This window comes from Streptomyces nojiriensis (assembly GCF_017639205.1).
Classification (GTDB): Bacteria; Actinomycetota; Actinomycetes; order Streptomycetales; family Streptomycetaceae; genus Streptomyces; species Streptomyces nojiriensis.
Map to the genome: position 1 here is coordinate 2,156,432 of NZ_CP071139.1, position 25,394 is coordinate 2,181,825.

Sequence of the window (25,394 nt, forward strand, 5' to 3'; positions counted from 1 at the left end):
CCCCTCTTGTCAGGGGGCCGGGCCGAGTGCTGTCGGTGGGGCTGCCGGCGGGGCTACACGGCGGACTCCGGTGCGATGCGGCTGCGGACGGCCGACTGGACGTCCTCCTCCTCCGCGGGATCGGCGGCCAGGCGGCGCAGCCGGGGCGCCACGCGGGCGTCGGCCGTCTCGGCGTGGCGGGCCGCCACCTCGCGGGTGGTCTCCTCGCAGTCCCAGAGGCATTCGACGGCGAAGCCGGCCGCGAAGGTGGGGTCGGTGCTGGCCAGGGCCCGGGCGGCCCGGCCGCGCAGGTGGGACGAGGCGGTCTCGCGGTAGACGTGGCGCAGCACGGGGGCCGCGCAGCCGACGGCGAGCCGGCCGGCCCCGTCCACCAGGGCGAACAGGCGCCGGGTGTCCGGGCCCGCACCGCGCACGGTGGAGCGCAGGGCGCCCAGCACCAGGCCCGCGTCCTCGGGGCCGCCACGGGCGGCCAGGATGGCCGCGGCGGCCTCGCCGAGCGCGTCGGGGCGGTGGACCCAGCGCCGGGCCCGCTCGACGGCCCCGGGGCCGCACATGCGCTCGTAGGCGGCCACGGCGGGCTCGTCGGCGGCGGCTTCGATGAGGTCCAGCACGGCCGGGTTCTCCGGCTCGGCGAGGACCAGGTGGTGCAGGGCGGTGGCCCGGGCGGCCTCGCCGTCGGCGCCGGCGGCGGCCGCGAGGATGGCGGAGCGGTCCTCGGGCTGGGCCACGGCGGCGAGGCAGCGGGCCGCGGGGACGTGCAGCGGGGTACCGCGGCGCAGCCCGTCGGCGGCCCAGTCGAAGACGGCCTGGACGCCCCAGCCGGGCCGGGGCCCGCTCGGGGTCATCTGGCGCTGCCAGCGGTCGAAGGAGCCCTGCTGACGGGCGGCGCGCAGGCGCTCCCCGTACTGGGGGGTCTCCTCCCACAGACACCACGGGCGGGGCTCGTAGGCGTCGCGGACGGCGGCGGCCAGCCGCGCCTCGCCCTCCGCCGTGGCGGGGAAGCGGGCGAGGACGGCCGGGGCCAGGGACCGCAGGCCTTCGTCGTCGTCGCGCAGGGCCAGCTCGTCGAGCGCCCAGGCCCAGTTCGCCCCGGAGGCGGCGTAGCGGCGCAGCAGCATGAGCGCGTCGTCGCGGCCGTAGGAGGCCAGGTGGCCCAGGACGGACAGGGCGAGGCCCGTGCGGTGGTCCTCCTCGTCGACGAGGTCGTCGGCGCTGAAGAGGTGGGCCTCGATCTCGCCCAGGGGACCGGCGAGGTCCAGGTACAGCCGGGCGTAGTACAAGGAGCGGTTCTCGACCTGCCAGTCCTGGCGCGGGTCGCGGAGCACGCACTGGTTGAGGGCCTCGAGGGCCTCCGCCCTGGGTGCCGCGAGTGCGTGCAGCGTGCCGTCGCCACGGCCTCGCTGAAGGAGCCCGAGCAGGGTACCGCTCGGTGCTATGACTGGTTCGAACATGGGAATGGCCTCAAATCAAGCTGGGGACGCAACCGGGAATCGGGATTCACAGGGCCGCGTAACAGCATGTGAGGACGTCCGCCGTCATGTTCCGCTCGATGTAGACCATTGCCTTCTCACTCTCGTCGGTGCTTCGTGATCATGGAGGCCGGGCCGGCCTCGCACACCCTTCGTTTCTCGCTCGCCCGCTTCTGCCCGTCCCCCGTGCTCGCGAATCGAATCCGACGCCATGATGACCCAGGCGGTTTGTGCGCCGCGACCACATTTATGGCCGCCGTGACCAACCTGTGAGGTCGGGATGTGCCCGGGCCCGGCCAGATCCCAGGCAAAACCGGACTACTCGGCTCCGAAAAGTTCCAGCAGGTCGGCCTTGGCGAACATGCGCGCCGTGTCCACCGCGGAGGGGGTTCCGGCCTTCGGGTCGGCCCCGCCGGCGAGCAGCGCGCGGATGACGGCCTCCTCGCCCTTGAAGACCGCGCCGGCGAGCGGGGTCTGGCCGCGGTCGTTGGCGCGGTCGGCCTCGGCGCCGCGGGCCAGCAGGGCCGACACGGCGTCGGCGTGGCCGTGGTAGGCGGCGAGCATGACCAGGGTGTCGCCGCGGTCGTTGGTGAGGTTCGCCGGGACTCCGGCGTCCAGGTAGGCGGTGAGCGCCTCGGTCTCACCCTGACGGGCGAGGTCGAAGATCTTGGTGGCCAGCTCGATGACGTCCTCGTCGGGGACGCCGTGGGAACCGGTGCCCTCGGCTGCGTGCTCGCTCATGGTCGGTACCGCCTTTCACTCGTTTGCTGACATGGTCCGCCCGCCCGTCACGACGTCGAAGACCCGGTCGGGGGCCGGCGGGCAGGGGGGTGCACGGCGCTGCGTCCGTACGGGTGAATCGTCAGGGTAGCGCCCTGGCCTGCACATGTCCGGGTCGGACCGAGGCAATGATCACGTTCGGCCCTCTGCGCGCCCGGCCCACCGGCCGGGCTGGGCCGGTCAAGTGAAAAACCCTTGAATTCACCCGTATGCACCTTTTGTCGCATTGATACTTCCTGTGAGCCTGGCAGAACTGATGGTGACTGTCCCCACCAAACAGGAGAAACCTCATGGTCCTGTCCATCTCAGGCGTGGTCCTGCTCGGCATCATCTGCTTCCTCTTCTTCAAGAAGGACGGGATGAAGCTGACGCACGCGTTCGTCTGCGCGCTCTTCGGCTTCTTCCTCGCCGGCTCCGCCATCGCCCCGAGCATCACGGCGAGCACGGCGAGCCTCGCGAGCCTGCTCGGCGGGATCAAGCTCTAGCCCGGCCATCACGCAGCGACCCCAGCAGCACCCGGAACACCGTCACACCCACAACTCCAGGAGACGCCCGTGGCCCGGCGCCCACTTCCCCGCATCCTCAGCAGCGGCACCACGTCGCTGACCCGGGGCCGCGACCTCGCTCGCACGGCCGCCGACAGTGCCACGGACGTCCTCCATCCGCTCCTCGTGATCGGACGCGGCCTGCGCATCCTGGCCGCGGCCGGGCGGCGCCGGTGGTCACAGACCCCCAAGGACAAGCGTGGTCCCGCGCTGTTCCTGGGAGCCGCCTGCGTCCTCGTGGTCGCACTCGTCCCCTACGGTCCCCTCCTCGCCCTGATCACCCTCATGGCGGCGGCGGCCTGGCACGGACGCGACCGCACCCCGGCGAAGACCGGACCCAGCGACGCCGAGACCGACCGGCTCGGCACCCTCTACGAAGCCCTCGTGCCGTACTTCTCCATCCCGGAGGACCCGAGTCCGCTCTTCGCCCACGGCGGGGACTGGGACAAGGCCTTCAGCGGCTACGAGTTCGACGAGGCCGGCCGCATCACCCGGCTCCGCATCCGCTACCCGGCCTACTTCACCGACGGCGAAACCACCTCACGGGCCCGCATCGAGGCACTGCTGCACGCCAAGTCCGGGCGCGGACGGGAGTATCGCTTCGACTGGGACGAGGAGGGCAACCAGCTCGACCTGATGGTGCTGGCGGCATTGCCGACGGGCATCTCCGCCCAGCCGTTCGTCACCTCCCCCGGCGAGACCGTGCTCGGCTTCACCGACGCCGGCGGCGTGCGGCGCACCCTGCCCGTCCTGGAGGGCGACGAGCCCCGGGACGTGCCGCCGGTGATCTGGCGCACCGGGCCCCGCTCCACCGAACCCCACCTGCTGGCTGCCGGCCAGCCCGGCAGCGGCACCTCCACCCTGCTGCGGTCCGTCGCCCTGCAGGCCCTCCGGCACGGGGGCGACGTACTGATCGTCGACGGCGGCGGCAGCGGCGAGTACTCCTGCCTGTCCGGCCGGGACGGCGTCCTAGCCGTGGAATGCGGGCCCACCGGGGCGCAGGCCACGCTGGAATGGGCCGCGCAGGAGACCGAACGGAGGCTCATCGCCACCCACCGGGCCCGGGAAGTCGGGCGGCCCGCGCCCGAGGACGCCCGAAGGCCCCTGTGGATCCTGCTGGACCAGCCGAGCGTGCTGGCCCACCTCGCCGTCTCCGGGGGCGGCCCCGACCCGCTCGCCCAGCTGCAGGTGCCGTTGCGGCACGGGCGGCCCGCCCACGTCACCGTGGTGGTGGCCGAGCACTTCGGGCACCTGGAACTGCTGAACGACGCCGTCTGGCAGCACACCCGCGCCCGCGTCGTCCTCGGGCCCGCCACGGTCCAGCAGGTCGCCGACGTACTGGGGCTGCCGCCGCACACCACCCCGACGGCCCAGGTGCCGCCGGGCCGCGGGTACGCCCGGCTCGGCACGGGGCCCGTGCACCGGCTCCAGGTGCCCGCCACCCCGGACCCGTACGACGAGGCCGCGCACCCCGCGTACCGCCAGGCCGTGCTGGAGCTGCTGCCGGGGCGGCTCGCGCCGGGCGGGGGCGGTGGGAGGGAGCGGAGCATGCTGAGCAAGCCGTTCCAGGGGCAGCCGCCGGTGCAGGGCTCGGCCCTGGAGGCCCCGGAGATTCCGGAGGTGCCGGCCGAGGCCTCGTAGGCCGGTCGGGCGGGCAGCGGGCCGGCGGGTTACGCCACGAACGTGCGCGGCGGCTCCGCCCCGCTGCCGCCGGCTCCCGTGCCGACCAGCCGGGCCGCCGCCGCCAGCCGGGAGGCGGCCTCCTCGGCCACCGGCCCGCCCACGGTGAACGGCAGCCGGACGTAGCCCTCGAAGGCCCCGTCCACACCGAACCGCGGCCCCGAGGGGACCCGTACCCCGACCCGCTCCCCCACCTCGGCCAGGCGCGAGCCGGAGAGCCCGCCCGCGCGGGCCCACAGGGTCAGCCCGCCCTGCGGGACCTCGAACTCCCAGTCCGGCAGCTCCCGGCGGACCGCCGCGACCAGCGCGTCGCGGTTCTCCCGGGCCTGCTCGCGGCGGATCCCGACGGCCTCCTGCCAGCCCCCGGTCCGCATCAGCCAGTTCACCGCGAGCTGTTCCAGCACCGGGGTGCCCAGGTCGGCGTAGGCGCGGGCGGCGACCAGGCTGCGGATCACGTCGGGGGCGGCCCGGACCCAGCCGATCCGCATGCCCGCCCAGAACGCCTTGCTGGCCGAACCGACCGTGATGACCGTGCTGCCGGCCGGGTCGAAGGAGCACACCGGGCGGGGCATCTCCAGGTCCGGGTCCAGCCGGAGCTCCACCATGGTCTCGTCGGCCACCAGGACGGTGCCGGCCGAGCGGGCGGCCTCCACCATCGCGCGGCGCTGCTCCTCGGAGGCCAGGGCCCCGGTCGGGTTGTGGAAGTCGGCGACCACATAGGCGAGGCGGGGGGCCGAATCGCGCAGCACCTGCCGCCAGACGTCCATGTCCCAGCCGCTGAGGCCGTCGGCCATGGCGACGGGCACCAGGCGGACCCCGGCGGCGCGCATCAGCTGGAGGATGTTGGCGTAGGAGGGGGACTCGACGGCGATCCGCTCCCCGCGCCCGGCGAAGAGACTGCAGATGGCGTCGATGGCGCCCATCGCGCCGGTGGTGACCATGATCTGCTCGGGCATGGTGGGAATGCCCTGCTCGGTGTAGCGGTCGGCGAGCATCCGGCGCAGCGCCGGCAGGCCCGCCGGGTAGTCCCCGTGGGTGTGCGCGTACGGCGGCAGCTCCTCCAGGGCGCCCTGGACTGCCTTGGTGAGCCAGGGCTCGGGGGCCGGGAGCGCGGCGCAGCCGAGGTCGATCATCGAACCGAGGGACTCGGGCGGCAGCGGTTCGAGGCCCCGGGCGGGCAGCGGGTTCCCGGCCGGGACGGAGGTCCAGCTGCCGGCGCCGCGGCGGGACTCCAGGAACCCCTCGCCCCGCAGGGCCTCGTAGGCGGCGGCGACGGTGGTGCGGCTGAGGGAGAGGGCGACGGCCAGTTCCCGCTCGGCGGGCAGCCGGGCGGCGACGGGGACGCGGCCTTCGAGGACGAGCAGGCGGATGCCGTCGGCGAGGGTCCGGTAGGCGGGCAGCTTGCGCGCCCCGGGGACGCTGGGCCGCTCCTGCTGGGAGGTGATGAGGCGGGCTAGCTGTGCGGCACCGACCGCTGAGGTCCATTCGGCCATGCTGTCCGGTCCACCTTCGTCGAATTGGCCTCGCCCGACCCAGGGCGCGGCCGGTATTGGATTGCTTCCGCCCCCACACCCTGTCACGTCGGGGTCCACCCGGGCCAGGGGCGGGGGGGGACCCCGGACGCGCGGCGGCGGGGACCGCACCGCTGCGGCGGCGCGCCGTTCACCAGGCAGCCACCGGGCCGCACCGTCCCCACGGGTAACAAGAGGCATACTGCCGCCGTGACGCACGTACGCCTTCGCCATCCGTATCTGGACCACCCGGCTCCGATCCCCTTCGCGCACCGGGGCGGTGCCGCGGACGGGCTGGAGAACACCGCCACCGCCTTCCGACGGGCCGCCGAAGCGGGCTACCGGTACTTCGAGACCGATGTGCACGCCACGGTGGACGGGAAACTCGTCGCCTTCCACGACTCCACGCTGGACCGGGTCACCGACGGCCGGGTCCGGATCGCCGAACTGCCCTGGAAGAAGATCCGTGAGGCCAGGGTGGGGGGCACCGAGCCGCTGCCGCTCTTCGAGGAGCTGCTGGAGGAGTTCCCGGACGCCCGCTGGAACATCGACATCAAGGCCGAGTCGGCCCTGCACCCGCTGGTCAACCTGATCGCCCGGGCCGGGATCTGGGACCGGGTCTGCGTGAGCTCCTTCTCCGAGAGCCGGGTGGCCCGCGCCCAGAAGATCGCCGGGCCCCGGCTGGCGACCTCCTACGGCGTACGCGGGGTGCTCGGCCTGCGGCTGCGCTCGTACGCCATTCCCGCGGCGCTGCGCGTGGGCGCGGTGGCGGCGCAGGTTCCGGAGACCCAGGCCGGCATCCGCGTGGTCGACCGCCGGTTCGTACGGACCGCACACGAGCGGGGACTCCAGGTACACGTCTGGACCGTGAACGAACCGGAACGTATGGAGGCTCTCCTCGACCTGGGTGTCGATGGCATCATGACCGACCGGATCGACATCTTGCGCACGGTGCTGGACCGGCGTGGGGCCTGGGCCTGACGCGCCCTTCACCCCGCGCCCGGACCGGGATGCCGCTGCGGAACGGGACCAGCGAGGGGGACACCGCATGAGTGCGGAAGAGCGCAGCAGGACCGAGGAAGCGGAACCCGGGGCGGAGGACGGCAGAGCCGGGGCCGCCCCGACGGACACGACCGCCGCGGCCGCCGAGCGCAAGCGCGAGCAGCGGGGCTGGTACTTCTACGACTTCGCCGTCTCGGTCTACTCGGCGAGCGTGCTGACCGTGTTCCTCGGGCCCTACCTGACCGCGGTGGCCAAGGCCGCCGCGGACGCCGAGGGCTTCGTGCGCCCGCTGGGCATCCCGGTGCGCGCCGGTTCCTTCTTCGCCTACGCGGTCTCGGCCTCGGTGATCCTCGCCGTCCTGCTGATGCCGCTGGTGGGCGCGGTGGCCGACCGGACCGGGCGCAAGAAGCCGCTGCTGGCGGCGGCCGCGTACGTGGGCGCCGCCGCGACCGCCGGGATGTTCTTCCTGGGCGGTGAGCGCTACCTGCTGGGCGGCCTGCTGCTCGTCGTGGCGAACGCGGCCCTGTCCGTGTCGATGGTGCTCTACAACGCCTATCTGCCGCAGATCTCCACCCCCGACGAACGGGACACCGTCTCCTCGCGGGGCTGGGCCTTCGGCTACACCGCCGGGTCCGTGATGCTGGTGGTGAACCTGGTGCTCTACATGGGGCACGACTCCTTCGGCCTCTCCGAGGGCATGGCGATCCGGATCTGCCTGGCCTCCGCGGGCCTGTGGTGGGGGGCCTTCGCCCTGATCCCGCTGCGTCGGCTGCGGGACCGGGCCGTGGTCCGGGAGCCGGGGGCGGCTCCGGCCGTCAGCGGCTGGAAGCAGTTGGTCGCCACCCTGAAGGACATGCGGCGCTACCCGCTGACCCTGTCCTTCCTCCTGGCGTACCTGATCTACAACGACGGCGTGCAGACCGTGATCTCCCAGGCCTCCATCTACGGCTCGGAGGAGCTGAAGCTGGAGCAGTCCACCCTGATCGGGGCGGTGCTGCTGGTGCAGATCCTGGCGGTGGCGGGCGCCCTGGGCATGGGCCGGCTCGCCCGGATCCACGGAGCCAAGCGGACGATCCTGGGCTCGCTGGCCGCGTGGGCCGTGACGCTGGCGGCCGGATACTTCCTGCCGGCCCGGACCCCGGTGTGGTTCTTCGCACTCGCCGCGATGATCGGGCTGGTGCTGGGAGGCAGCCAGGCGCTGTCGCGCTCGCTGTTCTCGCACCTGGTGCCGGCGGGCAAGGAGGCCGAGTACTTCTCGGCTTACGAGATGAGCGACCGGGGCCTGAGCTGGGTGGGGCCGCTGGTGTTCGGCCTGACGTACCAGCTCACGGGCAGCTACCGGGACGCAATCATCTCGCTGGTGGTCTTCTTCGCACTGGGATTCGTGCTCCTGGCGCGAGTGCCGGTGCGGCGCGCGGTGGAGGCGGCAGGCAATCCTGTACCGGAGCGGATCTGAGCGCGGTCCGCGAGTCCGCCCCGCCCGGATCCACGAACGAATTCCGAACGAATTTAGACGTTGAAGCAAAGGGCCGGTAGTGTACGCCTTTGGCCTGCCAGGCGGACCGTTACTGCGCGCTCAAGAAGCGTGGACGTTGGGTGACATCTGCTGCCAGATGTGACAAAACGGGCACTGGTGGGTACAACAAGGGGCGGCACGACGGGCGACGCACGACCCGGAGCGGGAATCTATACCGCCGACCGGACGTTGACCGGATGACGACGACAGCGACACCTGTCCTGTGGGCGACAAGCCCGGGAGGCACGATTCATGAGTGAGCGAGCTCTCCGCGGTACGCGCCTCGTGGTTACCAGCTACGAGACGGACCGCGGCATCGATCTGGCCCCGCGCCAGGCGGTGGAGTACGCATGCCAGAACGGACATCGATTTGAGATGCCGTTCTCGGTTGAGGCAGAAATTCCGCCGGAGTGGGAGTGCAAGGCGTGCGGCGCCATGGCACTCCTGGTGGACGGGGATGGGCCCGAAGAGAAGAAGGGCAAGCCTGCGCGAACGCACTGGGACATGCTCATGGAGCGACGCACCCGCGAGGAGCTGGAGGAAGTGCTGGCCGAAAGGCTTGCAGTCCTGCGTTCCGGCGCCATGAACATTGCCGTGCATCCGCGGGACAGCCGCAAGTCCGCCTGACAGCCGGACGGATACACAAGCCGAGGGGCCCCGCCACACAGTGTGTGGCGGGGCCCCTCGGCTTGTCCGTCTGCCGGATTGTCCGGCTACTCGGCTCGCGCCGTCACGGGGCCAGCGGCGGGCGGTACGCCGCGTCCGGGCCGTCCTGCCCGCCCGGCCGGTCCTCGCGGATGACCTCGCCCTGGACGACCTTGCCGTCGGGGTAGTGGATACGGGCCTGCTGGAAGGCGCCGCCGAAGCTGCCGGCGGGGGCCGAGGCCATCTTCCGCTCCAGCGACCGGGCCGCCCTGCGGCCGATCCAGGCCCGGACGGGCGGCAGCAGCAGGACCAGACCCGCCACATCGGAGATCAGGCCGGGCAGCATCAGGAGCAGGCCCGCCAGCATCATGAGGCCATTGCCCTGGCCGGACTGCTGCGGAGTGGGCGGCTGCCCCTGCTGGGCCTGCTGGAAGGTGCTCGCCAGGTTCTTGAAGGCACGCCGCCCGGCCCGCTTGATGACCACCGCGCCCAGGACGATGCCGCCCGCGAGCAGCGCGGCCACGGCGAGCCCGCCGGCCACGTCCGCGACCACGGTGAGCAGCCAGATCTCCAGGATCAGCCAGGCGGCGATCGCCAGGGGGAGGAACGTACGGGCGGGCGAGCGCCGCCGGGGGGCCGTGGAAATGCCGGTCGTCATACCATCCAGTGTGCCTGGGACCGCATAAAAGCGGCCTCAGCCGGAGGTACCGGACATCCCCTAGGGGGTGTCCTGCCGATCAGGCCGGTCAGGCCGGTCAGGCCGGTCAGGCTCCACCCTTGCCGTCGTCCTTGCCGCCGTCCTTGCCCAGCAGCTTGGAGGCCTGGGCCTTGATGCCCCACTGGGTGACCCGCCACAGCGCCTCGACCAGGATGTCCTTGCTCATCTTGCTGTCGCCGAACTCACGCTCGACGAACGTGATCGGGACCTCCACCACGCGGAAGCCCTTCTGCACGGCCCTGCGCGCCAGGTCGACCTGGAAGCAGTAGCCCGCCGAGGCCACCTCGTCCAGCCCCAGCCCCTCCAGGGTTTCCCGGCGGAAGGCCCGGTAGCCGCCGGTCACGTCCCGCATCGGGAGGTTCAGCATCAGCCGGGAGTACGTCGAACCGCCGCGCGAGATGAACTCCCGGCTCTTCGGCCAGTTCACCACCCGCCCGCCCGGCACCCAGCGGGAACCCAGGACCAGGTCCGCACCGGCCAGCGCGGTCAGCAGGCGGGGCAGCTCCTCGGGCTGGTGGGAGCCGTCGGCGTCCATTTCGACGATCACCCCGTAGCCCTGCTCCAGGGCCCAGACGAAGCCCGCCAGGTAGGCGGCGCCCAGCCCCTCCTTGCCCTTGCGGTGCAGCACGTGGACGTGGTCGTCGCCGGCCGCCAGCTCGTCCGCGAGCTTGCCGGTGCCGTCCGGGCTGTTGTCGTCCGCGACGAGAATGTGGGCCTCGGGCACGGCCGCGCGCACACGCCCGACGATCAGCCCGATGTTCTCCGCCTCGTTGTAGGTCGGAATGATCACCAAGGCCGTACCGAGCGGTCCGTAGGTCCGCTGTCCGCCGTCGCTCACTGAGTCCCCTTTTGTGCTCGTGCACGTCCTGTACGTCTGGTCGCAGAGGATGACTTTAGAACAGTGGCCGGGGCCCGCGGTCCTTCGGGCCGGTCGGACGCCCGCTGGCTGCGGGCCGCCGTGACCGTTGTCTACTGGACCGCGGACCCCGACCCGGGGCCACCCGCCGCCCGGCGAAACCTTCCCTCGCCCCCGAGGCGCGGGCGCGCTGAGCAGACGGAGTCGTCCGGCACGGTCTACCTGGTGGTGGACCCGGCCGAACCTATCCGTGTCCGACCGCCCGTACCGAACCGAGGCCCACCGGATCACCCCTGTGGGCGTACGAATACCTCCCGCCCGCCGACGACGGTGGCGAGGCACACCGGCAGCGCGGATCCGGGGGTCAGATCGGGCAGCCCGGGGGTGCCCGAGCGGGGGTCGGTGGACCAGCGGGCGACCCGGTCGTCGGGGGCCTGGACGACCAGGTCACCCGTCTGCCAGACCGCGTAGTCGGCCGGTGCGCCGGGGACCAGCACGCCCGCGTCGTCGCGGCCCAGCGCCCGCCAGCCGCCCCGCGTGTGGGCGGTGAAGGCGGCCCGCACGGAGATCCGGTGCTCGGGGGTGCGGTGGAAGGCGGCCGCGCGCACGGTGCCCCACGGGTCGAGCGGGGTGACGGGCGCGTCCGAGCCGAAGGCCAGCGGGACACCGGCCTTGAGCATGGCCGCGTACGGGTTGAGGGTGCGGGCCCGCCCGGCGCCGAGCCGGTCCGCGTACATCCCGTCCTCGCCGCCCCAGGCCGCGTCGAACGCGGGCTGCACGGAGGCGGTCAGCCCCAGCTCCGCGAAGGCGGCGATGGTGGCGGGAGTCATCATCTCCGCGTGCTCCACCCGGTGCCGGGCGGCGCGGACCCGGGCCAGGCCGACCTTCTCGGCGGCCGCCCGGACGCCCTCGACGACGGCGGTGATCGCGGCGTCCCCGATGGCGTGGAAACCGGCCTGGAGGCCCTCCTCGGTGCAGGCGGCCACGTGCTCGGTGACGGCGCGCACGTCGAGGTACTCGGTGCCGGTGTGCGCGGCGTCCGCGTACGGGGCGTGCAGGCAGGCCGTGTGGGAGCCGAGGGCGCCGTCGACGAACAGGTCTCCGGCGGCCCCGACGGCCCCGAGCTCCCTGGCCAGTCCGAGGTCCCGGTCGGCCCAGTACCCGAAGACGCGCGGCCCCGGCCGCTCGGCGGCGAGCGCGAGCAGACCGGTGAAGTCCTCGGCGGAGGAGATCTCGGGCCCGCCGCACTCGTGGACGGAACCGATGCCGAGGGAGGCCGCCCGGTCGAGGGCGGCCCGCTGGGCCTCGGCGCGCTGGGCGGGGGTGACGGCGGCCAGCGCGGCCCGCCGTACGGCGTGGTGGTCGTCACCGGTCAGCGGCCGGTCGCCGTCGGGCCGTACCCCCGGGACGAGGGCGAGCAGGGCGGTGGTGACCACGGCCGAGTGCACGTCGACGCGGCTGAGGTAGAGCGGGCGGCCGCCGGTGGCCTCGTCGAGCTCGGCGCGGTGCGGGGCCCGGCGCTCGGGCCAGCGGGCGGCGTCCCAGCCGTGCCCGAGGAGCACCCGGTCGGCCGGACGGCTCGCGGCGTAGGCGCGTACCAGGTCCAGCGCGGCGGAGAGGGTGCGCGCCCCGGTGAGGTCCAGCCCGGTGAGGGCCAGTCCCGCAGAGGTGGTGTGGACATGGGCGTCGGTGAACGCCGGCGTGACGAGCGCGCCGCCGAGGTCGACGACCTCGTCCACGCCCTGCGCGAAGGCGTCGGCGGCGCCCTCCGAGCCGACCCAGGCGATGCGGCCGCGCTCGACGACCATCGCGGTGGCGAAGGGGTCGGCGGGGCTGTGCACCTCGCCCCCGCGGAGGAGGACGGTCCTGGTCGGTGCTCCGGCGGCGTCGGCGGAGTGGGCGGTGCGGTCAGTCATGCCGACCAGTGTCCCGCGTCGCCCACCCCGGCCCGACCACCGGGTCCCCGCTCGGGCACGGGTCAGACGCGGGGCGGGCGCGCCTCGTAGGGGGTGGACAGGACGACCGTCGTGCGCGTCGAGACGTGGGCGAGGGCGCGCAGGCGGCCGAGCAGGTCCTCCAGCTCCAGCGGCGTCGCGACGCGCACCTTGAGGATGTAGTTCTCGTCGCCCGCGACACTGTGGCAGGCCTCGATCTCGGGGACGCCGGCCAGCCGGTCGGCGATGTCGTCCGGGGCACTCGGGTCGAAGGGCTTGACCGAGATGAACGCGGTCAGCGGCAGGCCGACGGCCTCCGGATCGACCACGGCCGCATAGCCGCGGATGACCCCGCGCTGCTCCAGACGTCGTACTCGCTGATGGACTGCCGACGTGGACAGTCCCGTGGCCTTGCCCAGATCCGTGTAGCTCATCCGCCCGTCCCGCACGAGCAGATCAACGATCTGGCGGTCCAGCTCCTCCATTGCGCTCATAGCCGCTCAACTTACGGCCCAAGGGCGCTCCAGGCCCAGCGCTGTCCGCCCACTGGAGGCATCTGCGGCAGGCATGTGACCAAGGCCACAGGGGTATGCAGGTGGAGGCCTGTCTGTTGTGGTTACTCGTGACGCTCGACGGGAATTGGTTGCTGTGGCCGAGGCCGAAGAACCTGCCCGCCCGGCCCACCCAAGGGGGAGTACATCCATGCTGAACACCAAGCGCGCCGGTCGCACCGAACCGGAGCCCCCGGAACCGCTCGATTCCGGGGACGGCACGTACCCGGACGACGGCGGGGACGGCGACTACCTCGACGAGATCGAGGGATTCGAGATCCACCACGCGATCTGCCCCGACTGCGGCCAGTCGATCGCCCTCGTCGCGGACGAGGAGTACCTGCCGCAGCACGCCCTCTGCCTGACCCCGTGGAACCCCTTCGGCCTGACCGTGTGCGCGGGCACCGGCCGGCCCGCGAGCGACGCCCTGCCCACCGTCGGCATGATCCAGCCGGTGGAGGCGCAGGAGCTCGAACCCGTCGTCCTGTCGGCCCTGCCCCAGGGCCTGGACTGGCGGACGCAGCCCTTCTCGCACGTCGGTGGTCCGGGCTCGCGCCCGGTCCGTGTGGTGAGCCCCGTGCTGCCGCGGCCGCAGGCGCAGACGCGGCAGCAGCACGCGCAGGCGGCCTGACGGCCGCTCCGCTCCCTACCAGTACGTTCCCTGCACCATGGCGGCCAGGCCGACATGGTGCAGGATCAGGCTGTCCGGGTCCGCCGGGACCGCGACCTCGCCGAAGTGGGCCTGCCGGTAGGCGATGCGCAGCATCACGATCCCGTGCCGCAGGGCCGCGTAGAGGGTGTGGAACTCCATGTCCCGCGGGGTGTGGCCGGTGAGCTCGGCGTAGCGGCGCTCCAGGTCCTCACGGCGCAGGAAGTCCGGCAGGCCGGGCTGGCCGAAGCCGACCGTGAGGTCCTGGAAGAACCGGTGCAGGTAGACGGTCCAGCCGAGGTCCACCTCGCGCGGGGCGTACGCCGCCATCTCCCAGTCCAGTACGGCCACCGGCGTGAAGCCGTCGTAGACGACGTTGCCGATGCGGGCGTCGCCCCAGTTGAGGACGGCGGGGCCCTCGTCCTGCGGCCACAGCTCCTCCAGGCGGGCGAACGCCCGCTCGATGAGCGGGGACGGTGCGAGCCCGCCCACCACCCAGTCGTAGTAGGCCCGTTGGGCGTCCACGTGCCGGCGCAGCGGTGTGCCCTCACCCTCGGGGAGGAGGAACTCGGCCTCCTTGGAAGGGAACTGGTCGTGCAGCCGGGCCAGCAGCGAGATGCTCGCCTCCTGGAGGGCGGCGCGCTCGGCGTCGGTGGCGGCGTGCAGCCAGTTGCCCTCGTAGGTGTAGGGCATGACGTCGGGCGGGACCCGGCCCTCCGCACGGGCCATCACGAAGAACGGCGCCCCGAGCGGCCCCGGGTCCTCCTCCAGCCACTGCACGCGCGGAACGGGCAGGTCCGTGTGCTGGGCGACCAGGCTCATCACGCGGTGCTGGCGCGGCATGTCGTACGTGGGGAAGACGGTGTAGGCGGCCGGGTCGGCGGCGAGCCGCAGCGCGCAGGCCCGCAGCGGGGTGGCGGTGTGCTCTATGTCGAAGAGCAGGGTCTCGCTGGACATCCCGTTGGATCCGGGGACGGAGACGTTGGTGACCCGCGCGCCGGGAAGCCTCGCGTCCAGCCAGGCGGCGAGGCGGCGGCCGAGCTCCTCGGGCTCCCGGGTGGAGGTACGCGGTCGTGGTGCGGTGGCCATGGTCGATCCCCTTTCCTTGGTCGTGGTGCTGGTGCGGGTCCTGGTGCTACTGGGCGACGGAGGAGTAGTCGGCGAAACCGCTCGGGTCGTGGCGCCCGAAGCTGCCGTGTTCGAAGATGCCGTGGCCGATCCGCCCGTCGAGGATGAAGCGGGCCGAGTGGTCGGTCACCCCGAAGGCGGCCATCGGATGGGCCGCGGGGTCGGAGAGGTCGTACACGCGGCGGTCGCTCCAGCCGCGGCCCTGCCAGGTGCCGTGCTGCCAGTCACCGGCGGGCGGGTAGCCGGCGCCGACGGCGAGCGGGGAGGAGTTGAGGATCTCCACGCCCAGTTCGAGGGGCTTGCGGGAGGGGTCGGTGAGGTGGACGACGGCCCGCTCGGGGTGCCGGCTGCCGGGCCGGTAGCGGATCTCGGTGTGCGGCCAGCCGAGTTGGACGTCGTGGCGCCCACTGCCCTCGGGGAAGACCTGCACGGCCTCGTTCAGGGTGCGGTGGCCGTCGGCGTCCTCCTGGGCGATGACCATGACGAAGCGGTCCTCGAAACGGACCGGGATCCACAACCAGTGGAAGCCCTCGGGGCGGTACTCCTCGGCCGCGCGGCCCCCTTCCTCCCCGGGAATCGGCCGCACGCCCCAACTCCGGTCGCGGGTGCCGGTCCACTCCCCCGGCGTGAGGGTGAACTCCTCCCCCTTGGCGCGGATGGTTCCGGTGACCTGGCCGGCCTGCACGAAGCGGCGGCCTTCCAGCATCAGGCGGTCGCCGCGCCGCTGGACGTGGTGCGGCTCCCAGACGGCAGGGAACTCGGCGGTCCAGGTGATGTCGCACGAAAGCCCGTGCGGGTCTGCCGGATCGGCGGCGCAGCGCAGCGTGAGCTGCTTGAGCGGTACGTCGACGGTGATGGACAGGGGCCCCACCGAGAGGTTCATCCGGTCGTCGCCGAGGGCGTCGGAGGCCCGGACGGCGAGCAGCTCGTCGCCGATGCGGAGGGTGGCGTAGGCATCGATGACCCCGGCGTTGGGGTAGACGCCGAGGCCGAGGATCAGGACGGCGCGGCCGGCGTGGTCGAAGACGTGGAAGATGCACCGGTCGTAGGCGTTGCGGTCACCGCTGACGACGTGCTTCATCGACAGGGGCGCCTGGTGGATGGGGTATTCGTCGAGCGCGACGGGCCGGTCGGCGGGCATGGCGAACCTCCAGGACGGACGGCTTCGGGGCGGCTTTCAGGGCGGCTTCGGAACAGCATCGGGGGGCGGCTCAGGCGGATATGACGGTACGTCAGAAACTGGCCCCGGGGCCACCCTTCTGGCACGCTCTGACAGACCGGCGCGATATGCCGGCGCTTCCCGGTGGGGGCTTCGGTGGTCGGGAGCCTCTCGGTCGGTATCAGGGTTGCGTGTGGGGGTTTCCCGTCAGTCCGATCGTCTCCGGGTCGGGCCGGGCGTTCAAGGATCAGGACGGGCCCATCAGAGATGCCCAGCCCCCGTTCCGGTGGGGCATCTCCGTCAGGCGGGGCCATCGCGAGACCAGGGCCCGGGTCGGGGCAAGCGCATCAAATCGCTACGCGCTCCTCATCTCTCAGCGTCCGACGACCGTCCTGGGCTGGACATAAGCCGCCCAAGACCCTTGAACGCTCCTCTCGGGAGGCGTCCGACGACCGGCCGTGGCCGGACATAGGCCGCCCACGAGCTCGGTCCGGCGCTCGATCTGCGTCCGGCGACCGGCTGTGGCTGGACATAGGCCGCCTCCGATCGCTACGCGCTTCTCCATGACCGCGACCGACGGCCGACAGTGGTCGAGGAGAACAGATGGGAGGGGCTGACCGCCGGTACTTCACCTATTCCGTAGTGGGACCGGGTCAGTGCGAGCAGGACACCACAAAGTCGCCGCCAAACAGGGGTAATTGGGGCAAACGGATGGCCTTTTGGGTCGCCCATGTGCGCTGACCCGCATCCACTGCGGAATAGCCGCTGTCTCACGCTTTTCCGCCACGGACAGCCGTCAGACGCGACTCGCGGGGAGTCTCTGCGGGTCGTGGGCGGCTTGGGACCGGCCACGAACGGTCGTCGGACGCAGGTCGAGCGGCGGACCGGGCCCGTGGGCGGCTTATCTCCAGCCCAGGCCGGCCGTCGGACGCCTCCCGAGAGGAGCGTCCAAGGGTCGTGGGCGGCTTATGACCAGCCACCGACGGTCGCCGGACGCAGGTCGAGCGGCGGACCGAGGCCGTGGGCGGCCTATGTCCAGCCCCAGACGGCCGTCGGACGCTGAGAGATGAGGAGCGCGTAGCGATTGGACGCGCTCCCCCCCGACACAGGCCCTGGTCTGGATGGGTCCCGTCTCAGGAACATGCTCGCCGGGATCGGCATGGGCATCTCTGACGGGCCCGTCCCTGGAAAGGAACGCCCGGCCCGTTCCTTTGGGGGTTTCCCGGCAGTCTTCGTTCCTCCGGGGCGGGACGGTCGGTCAAGGGTGGCCGAAGGCCATCGCGAAGCGACGCGACGACGAAGGAGGAGCGCCCTTGAGGGACCGGCCCGACCCGGAGACGATCGGACTGACGGGAAACCCCCACACGCAACCCTGATACCGATCGGGCGGCTCCCGCCCGCCGAAGCCACCCCTGCCAACCGACACCGGCCCAGCCCGGCCAGGCCCGCCCAGCCCCGCCGTCCCCGGCGACACCTCGAACGGATAGGCGCACCCCGGGGGCGATTACCCGGCCCTTCGGTTCCGCGTTGGCGGGGTATGACCATGCTTCAGTCTTCAACGGGCCGAAGGCGTCGACTGGTGGCGCCGGGTTTCGAAGAATCGGTTCAGCGTCCGCGTGAGCAGGCGCCGCAGGTGCCCGATCCGCCGATCTACCGGGACCTGCTGGCGCGGTGGGCCGATGCCGGCCGGACGCTGCCCGGCCTGCGTGACCCGGAGTGGTCGCGGCTCACGTCCTCCCCGGTTTGGCCCACCACCAGCAGTGGGCTGTACTGACCGAGGTCAGCGCGTCTCCGGGCCCGCCAGGTGGCGGGCGATGACCATGCGCTGGATCTGGTTGGTGCCCTCCACGATCTGGAGCACCTTCGCCTCGCGCATCAGCCGCTCGACGGGGAAGTCCGCCGTGTAGCCGTAGCCGCCGAGGACCTGCACCGCGTCCGTGGTGACGGCCATCGCCGCGTCCGTGCAGAACAGCTTGGCCATGGCCGCCTGGCGGGAGAACGGCTTGCCCGCGTCCCGCAGCCGCGCCGCCGCGAGGTAGAGCGCCCGGCCCGCCTCGATCTTGGTGGCCATGTCGGCCAGCATGAAGCGCAGCCCCTGGAAGTCCGCGATCGGGTGCCCGAACTGCTTGCGGTCCAGCGCGTACGTCAGGGCCTCGTCCAGCGCGGCCTGGGCGACGCCGATGGCGCAGGCGGCGATGCCCAGGCGCCCGGCGTCCAGCGCGGCCAGGGCGATGCTGAAGCCCTGCCCCTCCTCGCCGATGCGGCGGGCGTCCGGGACCCGTACGCCGTCGAAGTGCAGCTGGGCGGTGGGCGAGCCCTTCATGCCCATCTTCTTCTCGGGCACGGCCGCGGTCAGGCCCTCCGCGTCCCCGGGGACCAGGAAGGCCGTGATGCCCTTGGGGCCGTCGACGCCGGTGCGCGCGAGGACGGTGTAGAAGTCGGCGACCCCGCCGTGGGTGATCCAGGCCTTGGTGCCGGTGATGATCCAGTCGTCGCCGTCGCGCACCGCCTTGGTGGTGAGCGAGGCGGCATCGGAGCCGGCGGCTGGCTCGGAGAGGCAGTAGGCGCCCAGCAGGCCGCCGCCGAGCATCGCGGGCAGGTGGGCGCTCTGCTGCTCCTTGGTGCCGTAGCCGCCGAGGCCGTGGCAGGCCAGGGAGTGCACGCTGACGCCGAGGCCGACGGTCAGGCGGGCCGCGGCCAGCTCCTCCAGGACCTGGAGGTAGACCTCGTACGGCTGCTCGCCGCCGCCGAATTCCCCGGGGTACGGGAGGCCGAGCAGGCCGGCCTCGGAAAGCAGGGTGAAGACCTCCCGCGGGAAGCGGCCGGAGTCCTCCTCCTCGGCTGCCTTGGGGCGGATCTCCCGCTGTGCGATCTCGCGTACGAGGGCGAGGAGGTCCCGGGACTCCTCGGTGGGCAGCTGTCGGTCCACCGGCTGCGGGGCGCGGTCAGTCATGGCGGCGCTCTCCTCCCTGGTCGGGCACGGCGGCGACGCGTGAGGTGTGGGACGCGCCGCCGGGTCTCGGTAATCTCACAGCCGATGCTGCCCTCCCGGGTCACGGAAGGGGCTGTTCAGCGGCTGCGGCGGCTTGAGTATGCCCGATCAGGGGCTTCCCGTCACCGGGGCAAGATCACCGAGCGGATCGAGCGGCTCCTCGGGGCCGGGAGGTGCCGGACACTCCGGGACGAACTCCTCGATCACCTCCAGTGTCGCGCGCAGCTGGCGCACCAGCAGGGCCCCGAGCCCGGCGCGATCGGGCTGGTCCGGGGCGTCGGGCGCGCCGATCCAGTCCAGGGTGGTTCCTTCGACCCCGGAGAGCCAGCCGACGAGGGCGAGGCGGGCGATCGGCGGGAGGGTGCGGCGTCCGTACGCGCCTTCGGCGATGGTGGCGACCAGCTCCTCGCGGACGGCGTCGCGGATGGCGAGGACCTCGGCGTCGGAGCCGACGCCGCCGGTGACGATGGTGCGGTAGGCGGCGTGGTGGTGCTCGGCGTAGTGCAGGTAGCTGTCGATGGTGCGGCGGACGCGTTCGGCGCCGGGGAGGTCGGTGTCACCGCCGGCCCGGGCGACGAGCTCGGCCACGGAGTCCTCGACGATGGCGAGGTAGTAGCCGCGCTTGCTGTCGAAGTAGTAGTAGATCAGCCCCTTGGCGACGCCCGCCTGTTTGGCGATGTCGTCCATGGAGAGCGCGTCGTACGAGGTGTCGGCGAACAACTTGCGCCCGGTGGCTATGAGTTCGGCCCTGCGCGCCTGCGATCGGCCGGTGGTTCCGCGCTGTTGACTATTATTCAAATTCAGCCCTAGCCTCGAACTGCCACAGGACGCCCACCTTAGGGCAGACCTGTGTGTCGGGCTCATTTCACACGTGCCCGCGCGTCGGACGGGCTACGGCCGGAGGCCTCGCGATCCCGGACGGGGAGGGGCTCAGAGCCAGCCGACCTGGGTGACGAACATGGCGACGACGACCACGAGGGTCCAGCCGAGCACGTGCTCCAGCCAGGTGGAATCGTCCTTGGGTCCTCCGGTCCGGACGAGGTCCCGGGGAGCGGCGATGGGGGCGGCGCTGTCGGCAGTCATGGCGTCCAATGTGCCAGCGTTCGCGGCTTTCGCGGTAGGGACGCCAGGGGTGGGATGCATCACGCGAAATCCGACATATCGAAATCCGACATAAAGGGGCAGAGACAGGGGCCGACCCGAGCCCGGGCGGCGGACGGCCGGGCCCCGACCTCTTCGGTCGGGACCCGGCGCGCTCATTCACCGGGCGCTTCCTCAGGCGCCCCCGTCAGGCGCGGGACCCGCGGTCGCGGCTCGCCATGCCGGCCATCGCGAGGCCGAGGCACAGGGCGACACCTCCGGCGATCACGTTGCTGACCACCGTTCGCGTCGTGTCCATCTCGCCGGCGATGGCCCACGGGGCGATGATCGTCCACGCGCCGAGGGCGACCGCCGTCCACGCCATGGCGTGGGTGCGCTCGTAGGCGGAACCCAGACCGCTCATGCACAGGCAGAAGGCCAGGCCGGCGATCAGGTTGTTGATGGCCAGCGGGGTGAGGCCGCTGAACCCTGCGATCCACGGTGAGGCGGCCAGGTACAGGCCCGTGATCAGGGCCAGCGCTTCGACGGCCTGCGCCCGGGGAGTGGTGGTCACCCGCTCGAACCGAGTGCGCATCTCGGCGAGATCGGGGTGTTGCTCGATGCTGGGATGGGTGGTCATGGCCGGCCGCCTCCTACTGAGAAGCCTTTATCTGCCATTTACCCCACTATGTTCCGCTTATCCGTACCGCTTGGTCAACGGGAAAATTCGCGGCTTTCTCACAGCACCCCCACCGCCCGCAGCGCCCGGAACTGCGCCCGGCTCAGGCGGGCCGGCGCGTAGAGGTAGCAGATGCCGCCGGAGCCCGAGGCGACCTTGCCGGAGGCCCCCACGCGCTTGGTGCGCAGCCAGATCGTCTCCCACTCCGCGCGCTTGTAGACGCGGCGCACGGCGGGGTTGTCCCGCGAGTTGGGGTCGTTCGCGATCACGTCCCCGGCGGCGGTGAAGCCGATGACGGTCATCAGGTGGCCGGCGGTGCCGTAGCCCGCGCCCGTGAGCTCGTCGGGGCGGAAGGACTGGGAGGTGATGGCGGGGATGCCGGACCGGACCAGGGCCTCTAGGTCGGTCAGGGAGGTGAGGCGGGTGACGACTCCGGCCAGCCCGCGGTAGGTGGCGGCGTACGCGGCGTTGAAGGGCCAGTTGCCGCAGCCCTTGTAGGCGGCGTCGTAGGTGGAGCGGGCGGCGTGGCAGATCTGCGGGTCGGAGTACTTCGGGTCGACCCAGGTCAGGGCGGAGGGGGCGGGCTTGCCGCCCCAGTACTCGATGATCATCTGCGAGGAGGTGGGGCTGCACCAGGCCTCGCCGCCGTTGTCGTACTCGGGGTACCGGCCGGCGTGGACCTCCTGCGAGTAGCGCGGGACCTTCAGCTCGTGGGCCGTACGGGAGGGGGTCGAGGCCGGGATGGTGAAGCGGTCCGGGACGTCGGAGACCATGGCGCCCGCGAGCCGTACGGTGGGCCCGTGCTCGGCGCCGGGCCTGCGGTGGAGGGTGAGGCGCAGCTGCCAGGCCGTGATCCGCAGTCCGGCGGTGGCGGCCGGGGGGTCGAGGGCCAGGGTGTCGGTCCAGACGGTGGACCTGCCGTCGCTCTGGCCGTCCACCGAGGTGCGGCGGATGTCTCCGTCGCCGGAGGCCCAGCGGCCCATCACGTACCAGGGGGTGGCGGTGCCGTCGGTGTAGGTGCCGCGCAGTTCGATCTGGATCCAGGTCCCGGCCGGGGTGCGGGCGTTCCAGGAGGCGATGGCCTCGGTGGCGGGCACGGTGGAGCGGTGCACGGGGGAGGTCCAGGTGGCGTACTCCCAGGTGCTCTTGCGGCCGGTGTGCGGGTCGGCGTACTCGGTGCGGCCGACGGCCGTCGCGATCTCCAGGCCCGGGCGGGCGCCGCCGACGGCGGTGGTGCCCTGGTGGGTGCCCGCGAGCCAGTGGCCGTAGGAGTACCAGAAGCGGTTGTCGACGGTGCGGCCCGGGGTCCGCGGGGCGGGAGGCACGGGAGGGGTGGGAGGGGCCGCCGCGGCGCTGCCGCCGGAGACGGTCGCGGCGGTGGCCGCGGTGGCGACCGCGAGCGCGGCGACGAGTACGGCCCTGCGCGGCGTGGGTTCGGTCATCGCGTGTTCCCCCAGGGTGGGTCGGTACGTCGGTGGCTCTCCGGTGGCATCCGGCATCACCCTTGCAGTTCCCGGCGGCGGCGGCCCGAAGCCACGGGTCGTGTCGGGCCTGTCTACGCTGGTCGGGTGGAGCCACACCAGTCACTCGAGTCACTCGCCCGGGAGCTCGCCGCCCTGCCGCCCTCCCTCGGCCCGGTGCGCCTGATCGGGATCGACGGGCACGCCGGATCCGGGAAGAGCACCTTCGCGGGGCGGCTCGCCGAGGCGCTGGGGGCGCCCGTGCTGCACCTGGACGACGTGGCGACGCACGAGGAGCTGTTCGGCTGGGAGGAGCGGCTGCGCGCGCAGGTGCTGGAGCCGCTCGCCGCCGGACGGCCCGCGCACTGGGCCCCGTACGACTGGGTGGAGCGCCGGTTCGGGCCGGAGCGGGTGCTGGAGCCGGCGCCGGTGGTCCTGGTCGAGGGGGTCGGCGCGGGGCGGGCGGCGCTGCGTCCGCGGCTGGCACGGCTGCTGTGGATGGAGACGCCGCGCGAGCAGTCCTGGCAACGGGGGCGAAACCGGGATGGGCATGATCTTTCCGACTTCTGGGACGGATGGGAGCGCGCGGAGCGCGCGCACTTCTCCAACGACCCTTCGCGCCCCTTCGCCGACACCCTGGTACGCCAGAGCGGTACGGGATACGAGTGGTCTTCCGGGGCCCGTGCGACCGTAGGAACCTCCGCTTCCGTCACCGGGAGTAACGGACTCCCCCGGGCCTGAACGCCCCCGGAAATCCGCCGCTCCGGGCCCTCGCCGACCCGCTTGACCCGGGGCCCGCGGCGGCCTTACGTTCTCAATGCACGGCCTCTACAGGCCGCCGCGGACACGAAGCCCCCGGTTGTTCCCCCGTGACCGGGGGCTTCGTTCTGCCCGCGAACCCCCTCCCGGGCGGTGCCACGCGAGGCCGGTCCACCCCGATTCTTCACCCTGAGTCACCGGCAGCCCCGGGGGCGCACGCCGGAACCGGCCTTGTCGCGCCCTACGTAAGGTGCGTGACCGCAGGTACGATGCAGCCCTGATTTCATCGGCGCAGTGGGCAACTCATGTGCTCGTCACGGAGGTTGCCGCGCACCACGGGGGCAGGCTTGTGGGGGACGTGATGGATTTCGGCACGCCGGGCAACATGCACGCCCCGGCCGAACTGGCCTGGTTGCGCGGGGTCGACGCCTGCACCATGGGCGCCTATCCGCAGGCCGAGGAGGAGTTCCGGGCGGCCGTGCGACTCGACCCCTCCATGGCGGACGCATGGCTGGGCCTGCACGCGCTCCGGGTCGACACCGGCAACGCGTTACTTCGCATGTACGCCCACCGGGACCGGTTCGGCGAGCAGCGCGCCCGGCACCGTCGGACGCTGAACTCCTGGTACTGGCTGGGCTGGTGGGTGCAGCCGGTGCTGGAGAGCCGGCGCGACCTGCTCCTCGCCCATGCCTCGCACTGGCTGGACGGCCGCCACGTGCCCGAGCTGGACCAGGCGCTGGCCGCGCTGCCGCCGGTGGACACCGACGCGCAGGTCCGGTTCCTGCACGCCTGCCGGGCCTATCTGGTCAAGGACTGGGAGCAGCTGGTCCGGCACACCGAGCCGCTGGTCGACGATCCGCTGCTGGGCATCGAGGCGGGCCTGTTCGGCGGGATGGCGCGGGTCCGGCTGGAGATGTACGGGCAGGCGGAGCCGATGCTGGCGGCGGCGCTGATGCGGTGTCGCAGCGAACAGCCCCAGCGCAAGGAGCTGCGGTACTGGCTGGCGCGGGCGCGGGAGGGCACCGGGCGCAGTGCGGCGGCGCTGCCGCTGTACCGGGCGGTGCACCGGGTGGATCCCTCGTTCATGGACACCGCGGCCCGGCTGACGGCCATCGAGGACAGCGACGACACCGACGGCGTGGCCGATCTGGCGGGCCTGGCGGGGTACGCCGCGTACGGGGGCTACAGCGGCCACGGCCCGTCCCCGGCTGGCGGGGACCTCGCGGCGGTCGCGCTCGGCGGCGGGCCCGTCCAGGACATCGCGGCGGACGGCCAGGTGGAAGCCGATCCGCTGGCTCCGCCCCCTCCCCCGGTGGGACGTGTGGAGGGGGCACGGCGCAAGGCGCCGGTCCCGCCGCAGGGGATGCCCGAGGGCCTGCCGGCCGGACCCGCGGACCCGGCGGCGCTCGCCGAGGCGCTGGCGGAGCTGGAGCGGATGGTGGGCCTGGAGCCGGTCAAGCGGCAGGTGAAGGCGCTCTCGGCGCAGCTGCACATGGCACGGCTGCGGGCGGGTCAGGGCCTGCCGGTGCAGCCGCCGAAGCGGCACTTCGTGTTCTCCGGTCCCTCCGGTACGGGCAAGACGACCGTGGCCCGGATCCTGGGCCGGGTGTTCTACGCGCTGGGGCTGCTCGGCGGCGACCACCTGGTGGAGGCCCAGCGGGCCGATCTGGTGGGCGAGTTCCTGGGGCAGACGGCGGTGAAGGCGAACGAGCTGATCGATTCGGCGATCGGCGGGGTGCTGTTCGTGGACGAGGCCTATTCGCTGTCCAACTCGGGCTACAGCAAGGGCGACGCGTACGGCGACGAGGCCCTGCAGGTACTGCTGAAGCGGGCCGAGGACAACCGGGACCACCTGGTGGTGATCCTGGCGGGCTACCCGGCCGGGATGGACCGGCTGCTGGCCGCCAATCCGGGGCTGTCCTCGCGCTTCACCACCCGGGTGGACTTCCCCAGCTACCGGCCGCCGGAACTGACCGCGATCGGCGGGGTGCTGGCGGACGCGAACGGGGACCACTGGGACGAGGAGGCGCTGGAGGAGCTGCGCAGCATCAGCGCGCACGTGGTGGAGCAGGGCTGGATCGACGAGCTGGGCAACGGCCGCTTCCTGCGGACCCTGTACGAGAAGAGCTGCGCGTACCGGGACCTGCGGCTGGCGGGCTTCGCGGGTGAGCCGTCGCGGGACGACCTGGCGACGCTCCGGCTGCCGGACCTCATGCAGGCGTACGGGGAGGTCCTGTCGGGCCGCGGCCCCCAGGAGCGGCCGGAGCCCCCGGCCCTGTGA

General features: G+C 72.6%; 23 protein-coding genes. 9 read left to right on the top strand and 14 right to left on the bottom strand.

Features of this window, described 5'->3' with window-relative positions; all coding sequences use genetic code 11:
- Positions 1 to 53: 53 nt before the first annotated feature.
- Both JYK04_RS10075 and JYK04_RS10080 read right to left on the bottom strand, forming a co-directional pair.
- The gene (locus JYK04_RS10075; protein ID WP_189747979.1) at positions 54 to 1,451 is read right to left on the bottom strand and encodes a HEAT repeat domain-containing protein; all 1,398 of its coding nucleotides are present in this window, start codon (positions 1,449 to 1,451) and stop codon (positions 54 to 56) included.
- A gap of 336 nt (positions 1,452 to 1,787) precedes the next feature.
- Entirely contained in the window at positions 1,788 to 2,210 is a 423-nt protein-coding gene (locus JYK04_RS10080) for an ankyrin repeat domain-containing protein (RefSeq protein WP_189747977.1), read from the bottom strand.
- A 329-nt stretch (positions 2,211 to 2,539) separates the two neighbouring features.
- Between JYK04_RS10080 and JYK04_RS10085 the strand changes: the two genes are divergently transcribed.
- The gene (locus JYK04_RS10085; protein WP_007262923.1) at positions 2,540 to 2,734 is read left to right on the top strand and encodes a hypothetical protein; all 195 of its coding nucleotides are present in this window, start codon (positions 2,540 to 2,542) and stop codon (positions 2,732 to 2,734) included.
- A gap of 69 nt (positions 2,735 to 2,803) precedes the next feature.
- Entirely contained in the window at positions 2,804 to 4,435 is a 1,632-nt protein-coding gene (locus JYK04_RS10090) for a hypothetical protein (RefSeq protein ID WP_189747975.1), read from the top strand.
- Between the two features lie 29 nt (positions 4,436 to 4,464).
- Here JYK04_RS10090 and JYK04_RS10095 read toward each other — a convergent pair whose 3' ends face one another.
- Positions 4,465 to 5,967: an SCO1417 family PLP biosynthesis transcription factor gene (locus tag JYK04_RS10095; protein ID WP_189747973.1), complete on the bottom strand. Its 1,503-nt coding sequence runs from the start codon at positions 5,965 to 5,967 to the stop codon at positions 4,465 to 4,467.
- 228 nt (positions 5,968 to 6,195) lie between these two features.
- Between JYK04_RS10095 and JYK04_RS10100 the strand changes: the two genes are divergently transcribed.
- The 3 genes from JYK04_RS10100 to JYK04_RS10110 all read left to right on the top strand — a co-directional run bounded on the left by JYK04_RS10100 (position 6,196) and on the right by JYK04_RS10110 (position 9,130).
- Complete coding sequence (locus tag JYK04_RS10100; RefSeq protein ID WP_189747971.1) at positions 6,196 to 6,966, top strand: glycerophosphodiester phosphodiesterase family protein; 771 nt, start codon at positions 6,196 to 6,198, stop codon at positions 6,964 to 6,966.
- Positions 6,967 to 7,033: 67 nt separating this feature from the next.
- The gene (locus JYK04_RS10105) at positions 7,034 to 8,443 is read left to right on the top strand and encodes an MFS transporter (protein ID WP_189747969.1); all 1,410 of its coding nucleotides are present in this window, start codon (positions 7,034 to 7,036) and stop codon (positions 8,441 to 8,443) included.
- A gap of 312 nt (positions 8,444 to 8,755) precedes the next feature.
- Entirely contained in the window at positions 8,756 to 9,130 is a 375-nt protein-coding gene (locus tag JYK04_RS10110; RefSeq protein WP_007262928.1) for an RNA polymerase-binding protein RbpA, read from the top strand.
- 103 nt (positions 9,131 to 9,233) lie between these two features.
- Here the strand turns inward: JYK04_RS10110 and fxsA are convergent, their stop codons facing one another.
- The 4 genes from fxsA to JYK04_RS10130 all read right to left on the bottom strand — a co-directional run bounded on the left by fxsA (position 9,234) and on the right by JYK04_RS10130 (position 13,141).
- The gene (gene fxsA, locus JYK04_RS10115; RefSeq protein ID WP_189747967.1) at positions 9,234 to 9,806 is read right to left on the bottom strand and encodes an FxsA family membrane protein; all 573 of its coding nucleotides are present in this window, start codon (positions 9,804 to 9,806) and stop codon (positions 9,234 to 9,236) included.
- A 106-nt stretch (positions 9,807 to 9,912) separates the two neighbouring features.
- Positions 9,913 to 10,704, bottom strand: a complete 792-nt coding sequence (locus JYK04_RS10120; protein WP_189747965.1) for a polyprenol monophosphomannose synthase — start codon at positions 10,702 to 10,704, stop codon at positions 9,913 to 9,915.
- A gap of 305 nt (positions 10,705 to 11,009) precedes the next feature.
- A complete protein-coding gene (locus JYK04_RS10125) occupies positions 11,010 to 12,638 on the bottom strand; it encodes an amidohydrolase (protein ID WP_189747963.1) in 1,629 nt (542 codons plus the stop codon).
- Positions 12,639 to 12,700: 62 nt separating this feature from the next.
- Positions 12,701 to 13,141, bottom strand: coding sequence for an Lrp/AsnC family transcriptional regulator (locus tag JYK04_RS10130; RefSeq protein ID WP_030011705.1), 441 nt, complete (start codon positions 13,139 to 13,141; stop codon positions 12,701 to 12,703).
- 217 nt (positions 13,142 to 13,358) lie between these two features.
- On the opposite strand from JYK04_RS10130, the gene JYK04_RS10135 reads away from it, so the two are divergent.
- Positions 13,359 to 13,838: a hypothetical protein gene (locus JYK04_RS10135; RefSeq protein WP_189747961.1), complete on the top strand. Its 480-nt coding sequence runs from the start codon at positions 13,359 to 13,361 to the stop codon at positions 13,836 to 13,838.
- A gap of 15 nt (positions 13,839 to 13,853) precedes the next feature.
- On the opposite strand, the gene JYK04_RS10140 is transcribed toward JYK04_RS10135, so the two are convergent.
- Together JYK04_RS10140 and JYK04_RS10145 are read right to left on the bottom strand one after the other, a co-directional pair.
- Positions 13,854 to 14,945, bottom strand: coding sequence for a phosphotransferase family protein (locus JYK04_RS10140; protein ID WP_189747959.1), 1,092 nt, complete (start codon positions 14,943 to 14,945; stop codon positions 13,854 to 13,856).
- Between the two features lie 46 nt (positions 14,946 to 14,991).
- Complete coding sequence (locus JYK04_RS10145; protein ID WP_189747957.1) at positions 14,992 to 16,125, bottom strand: Rv3169 family protein; 1,134 nt, start codon at positions 16,123 to 16,125, stop codon at positions 14,992 to 14,994.
- Between the two features lie 1,597 nt (positions 16,126 to 17,722).
- On the opposite strand from JYK04_RS10145, the gene JYK04_RS10150 reads away from it, so the two are divergent.
- Complete coding sequence (locus JYK04_RS10150) at positions 17,723 to 17,917, top strand: hypothetical protein (protein WP_229876961.1); 195 nt, start codon at positions 17,723 to 17,725, stop codon at positions 17,915 to 17,917.
- A gap of 6 nt (positions 17,918 to 17,923) precedes the next feature.
- Here the strand turns inward: JYK04_RS10150 and JYK04_RS10155 are convergent, their stop codons facing one another.
- The 5 genes from JYK04_RS10155 to JYK04_RS10175 all read right to left on the bottom strand — a co-directional run bounded on the left by JYK04_RS10155 (position 17,924) and on the right by JYK04_RS10175 (position 22,336).
- On the bottom strand, positions 17,924 to 19,096 hold the full coding sequence (locus tag JYK04_RS10155; protein ID WP_189748331.1) for an acyl-CoA dehydrogenase: 1,173 nt from the start codon (positions 19,094 to 19,096) through the stop codon (positions 17,924 to 17,926).
- A 147-nt stretch (positions 19,097 to 19,243) separates the two neighbouring features.
- Entirely contained in the window at positions 19,244 to 19,933 is a 690-nt protein-coding gene (locus JYK04_RS10160; RefSeq protein ID WP_229876960.1) for a TetR/AcrR family transcriptional regulator, read from the bottom strand.
- A 132-nt stretch (positions 19,934 to 20,065) separates the two neighbouring features.
- Entirely contained in the window at positions 20,066 to 20,218 is a 153-nt protein-coding gene (locus JYK04_RS10165; protein WP_189748327.1) for an SCO1431 family membrane protein, read from the bottom strand.
- A gap of 205 nt (positions 20,219 to 20,423) precedes the next feature.
- Positions 20,424 to 20,855: an SPW repeat protein gene (locus tag JYK04_RS10170; protein ID WP_189748324.1), complete on the bottom strand. Its 432-nt coding sequence runs from the start codon at positions 20,853 to 20,855 to the stop codon at positions 20,424 to 20,426.
- Between the two features lie 98 nt (positions 20,856 to 20,953).
- Entirely contained in the window at positions 20,954 to 22,336 is a 1,383-nt protein-coding gene (locus tag JYK04_RS10175) for a peptidase C39 family protein (RefSeq protein ID WP_189748322.1), read from the bottom strand.
- Between the two features lie 126 nt (positions 22,337 to 22,462).
- On the opposite strand from JYK04_RS10175, the gene JYK04_RS10180 reads away from it, so the two are divergent.
- Together JYK04_RS10180 and JYK04_RS10185 are read left to right on the top strand one after the other, a co-directional pair.
- A complete protein-coding gene (locus tag JYK04_RS10180; protein ID WP_189748320.1) occupies positions 22,463 to 23,095 on the top strand; it encodes a uridine kinase family protein in 633 nt (210 codons plus the stop codon).
- 379 nt (positions 23,096 to 23,474) lie between these two features.
- The gene (locus tag JYK04_RS10185; protein WP_189748318.1) at positions 23,475 to 25,394 is read left to right on the top strand and encodes an AAA family ATPase; all 1,920 of its coding nucleotides are present in this window, start codon (positions 23,475 to 23,477) and stop codon (positions 25,392 to 25,394) included.

Excerpts from the sequence above, each read along its gene's own strand:
- JYK04_RS10075 (WP_189747979.1), bottom strand. The coding sequence starts at position 1,451 with ATGTTCGAACCAGTCATAGCACCGAGCGGTACCCTGCTCGGGCTCCTT.
- JYK04_RS10080 (WP_189747977.1), bottom strand. The coding sequence starts at position 2,210 with ATGAGCGAGCACGCAGCCGAGGGCACCGGTTCCCACGGCGTCCCCGAC.
- JYK04_RS10085 (WP_007262923.1), top strand. The coding sequence starts at position 2,540 with ATGGTCCTGTCCATCTCAGGCGTGGTCCTGCTCGGCATCATCTGCTTC.
- JYK04_RS10095 (WP_189747973.1), bottom strand. The coding sequence starts at position 5,967 with ATGGCCGAATGGACCTCAGCGGTCGGTGCCGCACAGCTAGCCCGCCTC.
- JYK04_RS10105 (WP_189747969.1), top strand. The coding sequence starts at position 7,034 with ATGAGTGCGGAAGAGCGCAGCAGGACCGAGGAAGCGGAACCCGGGGCG.
- JYK04_RS10110 (WP_007262928.1), top strand. The coding sequence starts at position 8,756 with ATGAGTGAGCGAGCTCTCCGCGGTACGCGCCTCGTGGTTACCAGCTAC.
- fxsA (WP_189747967.1), bottom strand. The coding sequence starts at position 9,806 with ATGACGACCGGCATTTCCACGGCCCCCCGGCGGCGCTCGCCCGCCCGT.
- JYK04_RS10125 (WP_189747963.1), bottom strand. The coding sequence starts at position 12,638 with ATGACTGACCGCACCGCCCACTCCGCCGACGCCGCCGGAGCACCGACC.
- JYK04_RS10130 (WP_030011705.1), bottom strand. The coding sequence starts at position 13,141 with ATGGAGGAGCTGGACCGCCAGATCGTTGATCTGCTCGTGCGGGACGGG.
- JYK04_RS10135 (WP_189747961.1), top strand. The coding sequence starts at position 13,359 with ATGCTGAACACCAAGCGCGCCGGTCGCACCGAACCGGAGCCCCCGGAA.
- JYK04_RS10140 (WP_189747959.1), bottom strand. The coding sequence starts at position 14,945 with ATGGCCACCGCACCACGACCGCGTACCTCCACCCGGGAGCCCGAGGAG.
- JYK04_RS10145 (WP_189747957.1), bottom strand. The coding sequence starts at position 16,125 with ATGCCCGCCGACCGGCCCGTCGCGCTCGACGAATACCCCATCCACCAG.
- JYK04_RS10155 (WP_189748331.1), bottom strand. The coding sequence starts at position 19,096 with ATGACTGACCGCGCCCCGCAGCCGGTGGACCGACAGCTGCCCACCGAG.
- JYK04_RS10165 (WP_189748327.1), bottom strand. The coding sequence starts at position 20,218 with ATGACTGCCGACAGCGCCGCCCCCATCGCCGCTCCCCGGGACCTCGTC.
- JYK04_RS10170 (WP_189748324.1), bottom strand. The coding sequence starts at position 20,855 with ATGACCACCCATCCCAGCATCGAGCAACACCCCGATCTCGCCGAGATG.
- JYK04_RS10175 (WP_189748322.1), bottom strand. The coding sequence starts at position 22,336 with ATGACCGAACCCACGCCGCGCAGGGCCGTACTCGTCGCCGCGCTCGCG.
- JYK04_RS10185 (WP_189748318.1), top strand. The coding sequence starts at position 23,475 with ATGGATTTCGGCACGCCGGGCAACATGCACGCCCCGGCCGAACTGGCC.